9 protein-coding genes are annotated in these 13580 nt (G+C 67.5%); 7 read left to right on the top strand and 2 right to left on the bottom strand.

Annotated elements, in window-relative coordinates; genetic code table 11:
- Positions 1-7: 7 nt before the first annotated feature.
- On the top strand, positions 8-376 hold the full coding sequence (locus tag BKA23_RS02580) for an MscL family protein (protein ID WP_145225206.1): 369 nt from the start codon (positions 8-10) through the stop codon (positions 374-376).
- Between the two features lie 330 nt (positions 377-706).
- Here BKA23_RS02580 and BKA23_RS02575 read toward each other — a convergent pair whose 3' ends face one another.
- On the bottom strand, positions 707-4783 hold the full coding sequence (locus tag BKA23_RS02575; RefSeq protein ID WP_145225204.1) for an AAA domain-containing protein: 4077 nt from the start codon (positions 4781-4783) through the stop codon (positions 707-709).
- A 295-nt stretch (positions 4784-5078) separates the two neighbouring features.
- Here BKA23_RS02575 and BKA23_RS02570 point away from each other — a divergent pair, with 295 nt between their 5' ends.
- On the top strand, positions 5079-6392 hold the full coding sequence (locus BKA23_RS02570; protein WP_170226338.1) for an AI-2E family transporter: 1314 nt from the start codon (positions 5079-5081) through the stop codon (positions 6390-6392).
- 70 nt (positions 6393-6462) lie between these two features.
- On the opposite strand, the gene BKA23_RS02565 is transcribed toward BKA23_RS02570, so the two are convergent.
- Positions 6463-7509 carry an ABC transporter substrate-binding protein gene (locus tag BKA23_RS02565; protein WP_145225200.1) on the bottom strand — a complete coding sequence of 349 codons (1047 nt, stop codon included), beginning with the start codon at positions 7507-7509 and terminating at the stop codon, positions 6463-6465.
- Positions 7510-7641: 132 nt separating this feature from the next.
- On the opposite strand from BKA23_RS02565, the gene BKA23_RS02560 reads away from it, so the two are divergent.
- The 5 genes from BKA23_RS02560 (at position 7642) to BKA23_RS02540 (ending at position 13575) form a co-directional block, all read left to right on the top strand.
- Positions 7642-8694 (top strand): FecCD family ABC transporter permease, encoded by a 1053-nt coding sequence (locus BKA23_RS02560; protein ID WP_145225198.1) that lies wholly within the window; start codon positions 7642-7644, stop codon positions 8692-8694.
- On the top strand, positions 8691-9746 hold the full coding sequence (locus BKA23_RS02555) for a FecCD family ABC transporter permease (RefSeq protein WP_246104413.1): 1056 nt from the start codon (positions 8691-8693) through the stop codon (positions 9744-9746). The genes BKA23_RS02560 and BKA23_RS02555 overlap by 4 nt, the downstream gene beginning before the upstream one ends.
- Before the next feature lie 30 nt (positions 9747-9776).
- The gene (locus BKA23_RS02550; protein WP_145225196.1) at positions 9777-10580 is read left to right on the top strand and encodes an ABC transporter ATP-binding protein; all 804 of its coding nucleotides are present in this window, start codon (positions 9777-9779) and stop codon (positions 10578-10580) included.
- Positions 10581-10707: 127 nt separating this feature from the next.
- Complete coding sequence (locus BKA23_RS02545) at positions 10708-12264, top strand: pyridoxal phosphate-dependent decarboxylase family protein (RefSeq protein WP_145225195.1); 1557 nt, start codon at positions 10708-10710, stop codon at positions 12262-12264.
- Positions 12265-12279: 15 nt separating this feature from the next.
- Positions 12280-13575 (top strand): lysine N(6)-hydroxylase/L-ornithine N(5)-oxygenase family protein, encoded by a 1296-nt coding sequence (locus tag BKA23_RS02540; RefSeq protein WP_145225193.1) that lies wholly within the window; start codon positions 12280-12282, stop codon positions 13573-13575.
- The last annotated feature ends 5 nt before the right edge of the window (positions 13576-13580 follow it).

The raw sequence follows: 13580 nt of genomic DNA, 5'->3' as shown, positions 1-13580 counted from the left end.
CAGGCCAATGCAAGGCTTCAAGAAATTCGTCATGCAGGGCAATCTCGTCGAACTCGCCGTCGCCTTCATCATGGCGACAGCCTTCGCCGCCGTTGTGAAGGCCCTTGTCGCGGTCATCATGGACCTCATCGGCAAGGTCGGTGGCACACCGAACTTCAGCGGTTACACGCCCGGCGGCGTGCACGTCGGCGACTTCCTCACCGCATTGATCGCATTCATCTTCATGGCCGCCGTGGTCTACTTCCTCATCGTCAAGCCCTACGAGGCTGCGAAAGAGCGCTTCACCAAGGAGCCCGACGCCGACGACCCCACCGACACCGAGCTCAGCCTGTTGATGGAGATCCGCGACGAGCTGCGCTCGCGCGACCGCGGCTGAAGCTACCGGCCCAACAGGTCGCGTCGAACAACGGTCACTCCCAGTGGGGTGGCCGTTGTTCGCGCCACCAACGGTCTTGTGCAGACTCGCTTTCGGTGTCGGTCCGTCGCTGTGGCCGCACCGCGGTGTCCGGCGGAACCTGCGCTGGTGCAGCAACGCTCGAACGGTGTGCCCAGCCCGCGTCGGTGTCGTCATATCCGGGTTCCACCGGCACAGAGACCGTCGCGTCGCCCCCGGTCGCCGGCCGGTCGACGCGACGATGCCTGCGACGCGGACGACTGTCAGCCGGTTCGCCAGAAACCGGGTTGGAGTCGTCGGCAATCGGCCGACTCATGTCCGGTCGAGCCATGGATTGGCGGCGGCACGATCGGCCGCTTCGGCATCGCGCCTGGCCACCGACGCCGCGTGCACCGCAGCCACCAACCGGGCAACCTCCCGTGCCGGGTCTCGATAAAGATCGCGAGTCCAGACCCGCTCATGCGCCCAACCGAGACGTCGCAACTGCTCCACCCGTAGACGCTCCCGGTCACGAGTGGCGCTGATCGAGCCGTAGACCGGACCGTCCGTCTCGATCGCGACCAGGAGAGATCCCGGCCGTCGCGGATCCTCGACGGCGAGGTCGAGCCGGTGCACCGAGGTGCCCCAGCCGGGATGCACGATGAGGCCTTCGGCGCGCAGCCGTCGCGCCAGGTCCAGGACCAGTGGCGGCACCGGCCCGACATTCGTCTGCGGCAGCACCGGCCGGTCGAGCACACTTCCGGTGGAGGCGACGCGCCGCCGGCGTCCGTCGGGACCACGTCGCACCACCGAGGGGCGGGTGTTCTTCGCGCTCGGCGAGGTGGGCGTCCCTTCTGCCGGCGATGCTGAGGGCGCACCAGTCGCGGATGCACTACCCGAACCACCGACCACTGTCATGTCATCGACAACCGCATCCGGGCCCGGCCCATGCGCATCAGCGCCATTCGAAGCAGAGCCGTTCGAATCAGAACCGCCCGCACTCGGGTTGTCCGGCACCGCGGGAGCGCCCGAAACGGCTGCGGTCGGCGCCTGCGCCAGCGCCGGAACGCGCCTGGCGGCACCACCGGATGCGGCATACAGCAGGAAGTCCCGGAGCATCAGTCCGCCACGTGAGCGCAGCTGCGCGGGGTGGAGTTCGTCGCCGGAGAAGGTCGCGACAACGGTCATCCGGCGACGTGCCCGGGTGATCGCGACGTTGAGCCGACGTTCGCCGCCACCGTCGCTCACCGCGCCGAAGCGGTGCAGCAACTCACCCCGGGTGGTGCGGCCGTACCCCACCGACAAAATCACCGCATCGCGCTCGTCGCCTTGGACGCGGTCGAGATCCTTGACAAAGAAGGGTTCGGAACGGTGGTCATCCATCAGTCGTGCCAGATCGGGTGCAGCCGTCACCGCCGCTCGCACGGCGGTCTCGATGCGGTCCGCATGCCGCTGGCTCAACGTGATCACACCGATCGACTCCCGCGGGCGCCTGCGCGCCTGGTCGAGCACCACCTGCACGACGCGATCCACCTCGGCGTCGCTGGATTCGCCGTCGACCGACGCACCGTCGACGACGTCGAGCCGCACGACCGCATCGTCGCCGACGCCAGGGAAGGTCACCATGCTGCCGCGGTAGACATGGGCGTTCGCGAACGCGATCAGTCGTTCGTCGAGTGCGCGGTAGTGCCAGGTGAGTTCGCGACCCGGGAGCAGCGGGATCAGCGCATCGAGCACCGACTCACCGCCGGGCACCTCGATGTCGTCGACGTCGGCGCCGCTGCGGATCCGGGTCGGTGGCAACTGCCGCGGGTCGCCGACAACCACCACCTGACCGGCCCGGGAGATCGCCGAGATCGCCTCGGCCGGAGGGATCTGCGATGCCTCGTCGAAGACGACGACGTCGAACCACAGTCCGGGTGGCATCAGCGATGCGACAACCAATGGGCTCATCGCCCAGCACGGCTTCAGTGCGGTGAGCAACTCCGGCGCCGCGGGCAACAGATCACGGAGTTCCAACGGGCTGGTCGAATTCCGTTGTTCGAGAAGCAGTTTCGCCTGTTCGGGTAGATCATGCGTCACGCGCCGGGCCTGCGCAGCGACGGCGGCACGCACTCCCGCTGCGCCCGACTCGACGTGCTGCGCGTCGGTCGCGCTGTAGTCCGCGACCAGTTGGCGCAGCGCGTCACCGGTGACGTCGCCATACTCTCGGTCGGTCTCGGCGATGCGCGCGAGCACGGCACGCCACCAGACGAATTCGAACTCATCGGCGACCGCATCCGCGGTGACTCGGCGGGTGGCGAGGTCGTCGAGCAGGTCACCGAGACCGTTGGCCCGCAGGTAATCCAGCTTGCCTATGACGCTGGGCACCAGGGCCAGCCGGTCGGCCGCGGCGAACAGATCGTCCAGTCGGTCCTGCAGCGCGGTGAAGTCGGTGCTCAGCAGGTCGCCTTTACCGGCCGTGCCGGCGAGTCGTTCTCCGAGCCACTCCAGGTCGGTGCGGAGGCGTTCGTGCGCGACGGCAACCGCCGACAACTCGACCGGTGCCGACGGGTGGGATCCTTTACCCGCGACCTCGCGCCAGCGCGCGCGCTGGCTCGCCGCGAGGACGAGCACGCCGTGCAGATCGGCCGGTGGCTGGCCCGGTCGCAACAGGGCTCGAGCGTTCTTGCGCAGCCGACGGCGTTCGACGGCGCCGAGATGCGCGTCCTGGCCTTTGCGGTAGGCGCTCGAACCAGTGGCGAGCACCAACTCGTCCAGCGGCGCTTCGAAGACCTCCGGCCGGAAGGACTCCAGCGTCTTGTATGCGTCCGCCATGAGATCGAGGCGGTGCTCGACCTCGAGCATCGTGGTGCCGGGTGGCAGACCCACCTGATCGCACAGCTGCTTGACCACCTTCAGATGGGTCGCGAGGCGGCCTTCGGCGAGTTCGGCGACCAGGTCGCGCGTGCGCTCGGCTTGCTGGATGCCGACCACGCGAGCGCCATACCAGGGGTCCTTCCGGCCGTCGACGGGCCAGGCGTTGAGGCCGGCCACCTCGACGAGGGCCGCCGACAGCTCGATCCGGCGTGCCTCGCTGATCGATTCCAGGTCGTCGGGAGTGATCCACGCCCGCGAGCGCGGCGCGGGTCGCTGGGCGTTGAGTTCGGTGATCCGGGTCTGCGCCTCGTCGACACTCACGCCCCACGGCGGACGCGGATCGTGCATCGCTCGGCGGTGGGCGCCCAGCCGGTTGCGTGCGGACAGCAGCACGGACTGATCGGCCGGCGGCGCGGGCGGGGTGACTCCCGACGTGTTCAGCTGCTCGACGAACTGTCCGACGACTGTGTGCCGATCGGCGCGGCCGTCGCGCACGTCCAGCACCAGATCGTGCAGTCCGGCCTGGTCGAGGCGACGAACGACGGCGTCGATCGCGGCGCGCTTCTCGGCGACGAACAGCACCCGCCGACCGTCGGCTGCGATGGTGGCGATCAGGTTGGCGATGGTTTGGCTCTTGCCCGTGCCCGGCGGACCTTTGACCACCAGGTGGGCTCCGGCGCGCACCGCCTGGATGACGTCCTCCTGCGAGGAGTCGGCGTCGAGCACCAAGTGTTCGGAGGCCACATCGCCTTCGACGAAAGGCGGCGCATCGGCGGCGACGTGCTCGATGGCCTCGGGGTCACCGGCAAGCGCCGCGACCACGTGGTTCTCGTGCAACTGCCCGAGCTGATCGGACAGATCGCGCACCATCGGGAGTTTGGTGTGGGTGAAGCTGCTGACGACATACCTGCGGTCGACACGGAACCCGGGCACGGTGGCGCACGCCCGACGGATCGCGATGAACATCTTTGAGGTGTCGAATTGCGTTGTGGAATTTGCGTATTCGTTGATCTTGTCGACATCGAGGTCGAGGCCGTGCTCGACTTCGAGATACTTCGCCAGCACCGAGTTGAACTCTGAACGCTCCCCCAGTTGCAAGGTCAGACGGTCCGGATGGCCGGGAGTCGCCACGATGTCGCAGCGCCGCAGCAACAGTGGCGCCGCTGGTGGGTGTTCGGCTCCGGGGCGATCCCACGTCGCCATACCGATCGCCAGGAAACAGGTCCAGACGCCGCGTTCCTCGGCGAGTTCACGGGCTTTGCCACGTATGACGCGCGCCCGGCGCGTCGCATCGGCCAAGGCAGCCGGCTCGCGGAAGAGATCGTCCAGGCGCACGCTGCCGGCGGAGAACAGTTTGGCCGAGCCTGCCGGGTGAGCACGGGTCAGATCGAGAGTGCCACTCGGCAATTCGCGGAACCACAGCATCGTGTTGCGCCCACCGAGGTCGACCAGGTGACGCTGCCAGCCGGCAACGGCGGCCCGCACCCTGGCCACCCGGCCGGTTGCGAGCCACACGTTGGCCGAATCGGGTTGGCCGGGCTCGGAGTTCACCGCGCAAGGCTAGCCCGCGCGAGGCCGCGATCAGCGCAGCGAAACGCTTCAGCGCCGAGCCGACTGCGTCGTCTTAAGGTCGCCGGCAGCTGATCGGCAACCGCCGACAGGCCGGCAGACGGCCACCGGTCTCGGAATGCGGCGACTTGGCCACGTGCCCGGCACCTGATTGGCTGGACCCCGCACGATCCGGACCGCTGCCGTCACAGCCAGCTTCGACCGGCCGACACCGGGTGCCCGGCACACTCGTTCACGACGCACGAATCGTTCACAACAGGGAGGGTGGCGCTCACCAGTGGCCAGACAACGACCGAGCAAGCCCGAACCCGTCGTCGCCCGCGACGAGGAGCGCTCCATCGCCGGCGACCCGCCCACCAACGACGCCCCGGCCAGCGCGGCCGCGCGGCGCAATCCCAACCAGGGCCTCGACCGCAGCGGGGTCATCAGTTACGGCCTGCGCTGGACCGCGAGCTGGTCGCTGCGCGTGATCGTGATCATCGTGGCGACCTGGTTGTTGCTGAAGGTCTTCGGGATGTTCTGGTCGGCGCTGCTGCCGATCGCAGTGGCGCTGCTGGTGACGACGGTGCTGTGGCCGCCGGTGCGATGGCTGCGGGCGCACGGCTTCCCGCCGGCTCTGGCGGCTGCCTGCGGATTGATCGGTGCCTTCGTGGTCGTCGGCGGCATCATCGCCGCGATCGCCCCGTCGGTGAGTTCGCAGTGGGGCGACCTGACCAATCAGGCAGTGCGCGGTGTGCACCAGGTGCAGACCTGGCTGCAGACCGGGCCGTTGCACGTCAAGCCGACCCAGATCGACGACGCGACGAAGACGATCACCACCAAGCTGCAGTCCAGCGGCGACAAGATCGCTTCGACCGCCCTGAGCGGCATCAGTCTGGCCGGCAAGGTGCTGATCGACGCCGTGGTTTCGTTGATCCTGACCTTTTTCTTCCTCAAGGATGGCGCGCGCTTCCTACCGTGGATGCGGGTGACCTTCGGCCGCGGCGCGGGTGCTCACTTCACCGAGGCACTGACCCGCGTCTGGAACACGCTGTCGGCGTTCATCCGCACCCAGGCCATCGTCAGTGCCGTCGACTCGATCTTCATCGGCATCGGCCTGGTCGTGCTGGGCGTGCCGCTGGCCGCTCCGCTGGTCGTGCTGACCTTCTTCGGTGGCTTCATCCCGATCATCGGTGCGTTCACCGCGGGCACCGTCGCCGTGCTGGTCGCCCTGGTCACGGTCGGCGTCACCAAAGCGGCCATCGTGCTGGTGATCATCGTGCTGGTGCAGCAGGTCGAAGGGCACATCCTGCAACCGCTGCTGCAGAGCAAGTCGATGTCGCTGCACCCGGCGATCGTGCTGCTGGCAATCGCCTTCGGCGGCGACCAGTTCGGCATCGTCGGGGCATTCTTTGCCGTGCCGACCGCCGCGTCGATCGCAGTGCTGTGGCGCTATCTGTCCGAGCAGGTGGACCTGCGCACCGGCGACGCGCTCGCGCACGAGCTCGACTCACTCACCCCTGAGGGCCGGTATGCCGCAGAGTCGGGCGAAGAACACGGCCGACGTATGGCGTTGCGTGTCCGGCGACGCGAACGCCGCGAGCGCGACTGAGGATTCAGCGGTCGCGCTCGCGGCGCAGCGAGTTCACCGTGGGCCGGATGCCTTCGGCGCGGTGCTCCCGTCAGAGCTTCTTGGCGGTCTTGATCGCGGCGGCCAGTCGCTCCAGGTTCGGCGCGACGCCTGCATACGAGAACCGTGGCACGGTGTCCCAACCGGTGACCTGGTCGGCCTTGACCGCCGGCAGTGCCGTCCAGGCGGCATTGCCGGTGAGGTCCTTGGGCTGCAGCGACGTCGAACGGTTGTCGAGCAGCAGGATGTCGGCGGGATAGGTGCCGGCGTTCTCCCAGCTCAGGCTCTGGAAGTAGTCGCCCTTGTCCAGCTTGGTCGGCTGCACGAACTGCACGCCCAGGCTCGCGAAGTAGATCAGGTCGGCGGCGTATTTCGGGTTCGAGGCGTAGAAGATGTCGGTCGCCGCCGAGCACGCCAGCACCGTGATGCCCGGGTTCGCCTTGACGGCGTCCCGCACCGCCTGGGCAGCTGCGTCGAAGCGCTTCTTGGCCGCGGTCACGTCGGCGGCGTTCTGGTCGGCGCCGAGCGCGGCGGCCAACTGTTGGTGCTTCTCGATCGGCTTGATCATCGACACCCAAGCGGTGTTGATCGCCAGCGTCGGTGCGACCGCCTCGATCTTGGAGACGCTGCCGGCCGGGACATACCACAGCTCGTTCGGGGTGTAAGCGTCCGTGGCCAGCAAGTCGGGGTTGGTCGACAGGAACTTCTCCAGGTCGAACTGGCCGTAGGCGTTGCCGATGATCGTGACCTTGGACAGGTCCAAGTCGCCGGCGAGCGGCGTCGCCGAGCCGTCAGGAAGCTTCGTCTCGCCGAAGACGCCGACGATGCTGTCGCGCACGCCGAAATCCCAGAGAGCGGCGGCGGTCCCGGTGAACGCCACGACACGCTGGGGCGTCGACTTCTCGGTGATCTTCTTGTTGCGGTCGTCGGTGAAGGTCCACTCACCGGACGTGCTGCTCGTCGCGCCGGCGCCGGACGGGCCAGCCGCCGATCCGCCCGAGCCCGACCCGCAGGCCGCGAGCAGTGCCGCCAGGCTGAGTCCGCCGCCGGCGGCCAGCACGGTCCTGCGGTTGAGATCGGGGCGCGTTGAACGGGTCATGGATGAGTCCTCTTCTCGTGGGGTACGGCGAGCGCCGTGACGTGACGTATGACGGGGCTTTCGGTGTCGCGCACGCCATCGGCCGGACACCGCTTTCGCCAGGTCGCAAAGCAAAGGCTAACCTAAGTCACCATGAACGCGTCCACCACCCTCGCACCGTCCGCCCTGACGGACCGCGTCGGCAGCGAATCACCGGTGCGCCGACATACCCCTCGAACTGCCTTGATTTTGCTGGCGATTGCCCTGGTTGTCGTCGCCACCGCAAGCATCGCGATCGGCGCAAAACCGCTGTCTCTTCCCGATGTATGGCGCGGGCTCACCGACTCCCACAGCTCCAGCTACGTGGTGGTCCACCAGTTGCGGCTGCCGCGCACCCTGCTCGGACTGCTCGTCGGCGCCGCCCTCGGCCTGGCCGGCTGCGTGATGCAGAACCTCACGCGCAACCCGCTCGCCGACCCGGGCCTGCTGGGCATCAACGCCGGCGCAGGCGCCGCCGTGGCCTCCTCGATCTATTTCTTCGGCGCCACCTCGCTCGGTGGCTACATCTGGTTCTCGCTGATCGGCGCATTCGTCGTCGCCGTCCTGGTGTATGCCATCGGCGGAGGGCGCTCCGCCGGACCGGGTCGGCTGGTGCTGGCAGGTGCGGCGCTCAACGCGACGCTGTATTCCTATGTGAACGGTCTGAGCCTCAGCGATGCCACCACACTGGATCAACTGCGTTTCTGGACGGTGGGATCGCTTGCGGGGGCTACGGATTCGACGATCGTGATGATCCTGCCCTTCCTCGTCGTCGGTGCGGCGCTGGCGCTGTTGCTCGGCCGCTCACTGGCGGCGCTGCAACTGGGTGACGACAGCGCACGCGCGCTCGGCGCCTCTCCCTCCCGCGTCCGGCTGCTGTCGATCGTGGCAGTGACGCTGCTGTGTGGCGCCGCCACCGCGGCCTGCGGCCCGATCGTCTTCGTCGGGCTGCTCGCGCCACATGTCGTCCGCCGCTTCACCGGCCCGGATCCGCAGTGGCAGCTTCCGGCCTGCCTGTTGTTCGCGCCGGTGCTGCTGCTCGGCGCAGACGTGATCGGCCGCGTGATCGCCCGGCCGGGCGAGGTGCAGGTCGGTGTGCTCACCGCGGTGATCGGCGGACCGTGCCTGGTCGCCGTCGTGCGTCGCTCGAAGGGGCTGCGCGGATGAGCGACCGGACCGCCACGATGGCCCGCACCGTGCGCGTCGGCCCCACCTTCTCTCGACGGATGCACTGGCGACCGGTCGTCGTGACAGCGATCATCGTCGGCGTCGCGCTGGCTCTGACCGTCGTGTCGATCGGCACCGGCGACTATCCGATGTCACCGGCCGCCGTCATACAGACGCTGCTCGGACACGGAAACACGTTGCAGGACATGGTGGTTCAGCAGTTGCGGCTCCCCCGAGTCGCGACCGCGCTCGCGGTGGGCGCAGCGCTCGCGCTCGCCGGCGCCATCATGCAGTCGCTGGTACGCAACCCGCTCGGCAGCCCCGACATGCTCGGCATCAGCCAGGGCTCCACCACAGGAGCGCTGCTGATCATCGTGTGGTTCGGCGGCAGCACCGCCGCCGTCGCGTTGGGCGCGCTCGTCGGTGGGCTCACCGTGGCGATCGTGATCTTCGCGCTCGCCTGGCGCGACGGACTGCACGGCACCAAGCTGATCCTGATCGGCGTCGGGGTCGGCGCGATGCTCACCGGCTGCAACGGCTACCTGCTCATCAAGGCGCAACTGCCCGACGCGCAAGCCGCCATGCTCTGGTTGACCGGCAGCCTGGATGCCGCGACCTGGGGTGACGCCATACCGGTCGCCATTGCGCTCAGCGTCGTCGTGATCGCACTCGCCTGCGGGTACGGGCGCAGCCTGGCGATGCTCGAACTCGGCGACGACACCGCCGGCGGGCTGGGTGTGCGTGTGCAGTCGGTGCGACTGACGTTGCTCGCGGCAGCCGCCATCCTCACCGCGCTGGCGGCGGCCGCCGCCGGACCGGTGGCCTTCGTCGCGCTGGTGTCTCCGCAGATCGCCCGCCGCCTCGTGCGCACTCCCGGGCCACAGCTGATCCCCTCGATGTGCCTCGGCGCAGCGCTCATGGTGGCCGCCGATCTGCTCGCCACTCGCCTCATCCCGGACAACCCTCTGCCGGTCGGGGTGATGACCGGTCTGCTCGGTGGTATCTATCTCGTCGGACTGCTCGTGTCCCGACGTCGCGCCGGCCTGATCTGAACTTCTGACGTAGTGACCAAGGAATCCTCAATGACTGCATCCATTTCTGCCGAAAAGCTCGCCATCGGGTATGACGGTCGGCGCATCCTCGACGGCCTCGACGTCGACATTCCGACGGGTTCGTTCACAGTGATCATCGGGCCCAACGCGTGCGGCAAGTCGACGCTGTTGCGGTCGCTGGCCCGGATGCTCAAGCCGCTCGACGGCACCGTGCAGCTCGACGGCACCGACATACGTTCACTCGGTGCTCGCGACGTCGCTCGGCGTCTTGGACTGCTTGCCCAGTCGCCGATCGCGCCCGACAGTATCAGCGTGGCCGACCTGGTTGCCCGTGGGCGATTCCCGCACCAGGGCCTGCTGCGCCAGTGGTCCGATGCCGATGAGACCGCCGTGAGCGAGGCGATGCAGGCGACCGGCATCACCGCGCTGGCCGAGCGCGGCGTCGACGAGTTGTCCGGCGGGCAGCGGCAGCGGGTGTGGCTGGCGATGACGCTGGCCCAGCAGACGCCACTGATGCTGCTGGACGAGCCGACGACCTTCCTCGACATCGCCCACCAGATCGAGGTGCTCGACCTGTGCGCGCAGCTGCACCAGGAGCAGCAACGCACGCTCGTCGCGGTGCTGCACGACATCAACCAGGCGGCGCGCTACGCCACCCACCTCATCGCCATGCGACAGGGCGAGATCGTCGCAAGCGGCAATCCCCGCGAGGTCATCACCGAAGACCTCATCGAGCAGGTCTTCGGCGTTCGCTGCCGCATCATCGAGGATCCAGAAACGTTGACACCGTTGATGATTCCCGCGGCAAGCCAGTCGGCCAGCGTCGCAGTCTGACACCTCGGCCGCGCTCGGCCGCAGCCGCAACCCGACGCCAGTGAAATTTCTCACTCGCTCGGAGATGCCATTCTGAAGGCAGCATGCATTAGGTTAGCCTTGCCTTATTCCCGACGAGGAGCATTCCATGACTTCCCCTGCTCGGCTGGCCCCGCAACGGCCGGAGGCAACACCCGTCACCCGACAGAACAGCACGACCTCGGCCGTTGCCGCCCTGCTCGACAACCACAGCGCTCTGGACTACGAGCGCGCCATGATCGACACCGTGGTGCGCGTCTCGCAGACCATGAGCGACTGCACCACCCCGTTCTCGGGCATCACACCCGAACGCCTGAGCCGCAGTGTGGCGCAGATCGACCTCGACCGGCCGGTCGGCGACATCCCGGCGGCCCTGCGCGAGCTTGACCAGACCTATCTGCGCGACGCGGTCTACTTCCACCACCCGCGCTATCTGGCCCACCTCAACTGCCCCGTGCTGATCCCGGCTGTCGTCGCCGATGCCGTTGCCACTGCGGTGAATTCGTCGCTGGACACCTGGGATCAGAGCGCCGGCGGCACGCTCATGGAGCGCCGGCTGATCGAGTGGACCGCCGGTCGCATCGGCTTCGGTCCTGACGCCGACGGCATCTTCACCAGCGGTGGCACGCAGTCCAATCTGCACGCGCTCTACCTGGCGCGAGAGCACACACTGTCACGCCACGCGCCGGACGACGCCCGGCGCGCCGACGCTCTGTCGCGGTTGCGTATCTTCACGTCCACCGACAGCCACTTCAGTGTGCGCACCGCGGCTCGCATGCTCGGCCTGTCACGCCACGCCGTGGTCGCGCTCGATGTCGATGACGAACGCCGGATGAGCGTGGCAGATCTGCAGATTCGCCTTGCCGAGTGCCGACGCGACGGCCTGATCCCGATGGCGGTCGTCGCCACAGCGGGCACGACGGACTTCGGAGTCATCGATCGGCTGCATCCGATCGCGGACGTCTGCACCGACGCCGGAGACGTCTGGTTGCACGTCGACGGCGCGTATGGCGGTGGTCTGCTCGTCTCGCCCACCCGTCGAGCGATGCTGAGCGGTGCCGAGCGTGCACACTCGATGACGATCGACTTCCACAAGTCGTTCTTTCAGCCGGTCGCGGCCAGCGCACTGATCGTCCGTGACCATACGTTCATGGATCATGCCCGCCATCACGCGGACTACCTCAACCCCGAACGTATGGCGCGCGCCGGGATACCCAACCAGGTCGACAAGAGCCTGCAGACAACCCGCCGATTCGACGCGCTCAAGCTGTGGTTCACGCTGCGCGTGCTCGGTGCCGACGCGATCGGTGAACTCTTCGATGCAGTGATCGACCTCGCCGACGAGGCCTGGTCGATGATCGAGGATGACCGCCGGTTCGAGGTGAGCGCGAAGTCCGACCTGAGCACGGTGGTCTTCCGATACCGCGCCGACGACTCCGTCTCCCCCGAACACATCGATGCCGCCAATCTGCATGCGCGCCAGGCGTTGTCGGCGTCCGGCGCGGCTCTTGTCGCGAGCACGACCGTCGACGGGGCTACCTACCTGAAGTTCACCCTGCTCAACCCGCGCACGACGCCCGGCGACATACGTGAGGTTGTCGACCTCATCGCCGACCACTGCGTCGACTACCTGGCCGATGTCACCGACTGCCGCGTCGCCGGCTGAAAACCAAGGATCGTTATGCATATTCATGATTTTGTTGCCGTCGGACTGGGGCCCTTCAACCTCGGCCTCGCCTGCCTGACCGAACCACTCGACGACATCGACGGTGTCTTCCTCGAACGCAAGGCGGCCTTTGACTGGCACCCGGGCATGATGCTCGACGGGGCCACCTTGCAGACACCCTTCCTCGCTGATCTGGTGACCCTGGCCGACCCGACATCGCGACTGTCGTTCCTGAACTACCTCAAGCACACCGGCCGGCTGTACCCGTTCTACATCCGCGAAAGCTTCTTCCCGTTGCGCCGCGAATACAACGACTACTGCCGGTGGGCCGCAGGCTCGCTGGCGTCGATCCACTTCGGTCACGACGTGCAGTCCGTGACGTATGACGATGCCCTCGGGGCCTACACGGTCACGTCTCGTGTCGCCGGGGCGGCGGAACTGGTGGTGCACCACGGGCGACGACTGGTCCTCGGCACCGGCAGTGCGCCATACGTGCCGGAAGCCGCACAGGATCTGCCCGGTGACGCGCTGCACAACAGCGACTACCTGGCGCGCAAGACGCAGCTGCAGGGCAAGCGCAGCATCACCGTCGTGGGCAGCGGGCAGAGTGCCGCGGAGATCTACGCCGATCTGCTGTCGGACATCGATTCGTATCACTACCAACTGAATTGGGTGACGCGGTCGCCGCGGTTCTTCCCGTTGGAGTACACCAAGCTGACGCTCGAGATGACCTCACCGGACTACATCGATTACTACAGCGCGCTGTCGGAGGACAAGCGGTACGAGCTGACCGGCAAGCAGAAGGCGCTGTCCAAGGGCATCAACGCCGAGTTGATCAACGGCATCTTCGATCAGCTCTACGAGAAGAGCGTGCGCGGCAGTGTTCCGACCCGCATGTTCACCAACACCAGCCTGCAGTCCGTCACGTATGACGCCGAAAGTGGCTGCTATTCCATGGAATTGCACCACGACGAGCAGGGTGCATCGTTCACGCTCGACTCCGAGGGGCTCGTCTTCGGCACCGGCTACCAGCACCGCGCTCCCGGCTTCCTCGCAGCAATCCGCGACCGCATCGCCTTCGACGGCCGAGGTCGTTTCGAGGTGGCGCGCAACTACAGCATCGACCGCGCGGGCCACGAGATCTTCCTGCAGAACGCCGGCGACCACGCCCACAGCGTGACCTCGCCGGACCTGGGCATGGGCGCCTACCGCAACTCGTGCATCCTGCGCGAGATCGTCGGTCGCGAGGTCTATCCGATCGAGAAGTCGATCGCCTTCCAGGAGTTCGGCGTGCCGGCGGGAGTCGCCTGATGCAG

Source organism: Rudaeicoccus suwonensis (assembly GCF_007829035.1).
GTDB lineage: Bacteria > Actinomycetota > Actinomycetes > Actinomycetales > Dermatophilaceae > Rudaeicoccus > Rudaeicoccus suwonensis.
The sequence above is the reverse complement of the archived record's forward strand: the minus strand, read 5'-3'. Positions and strand labels throughout refer to the sequence as shown.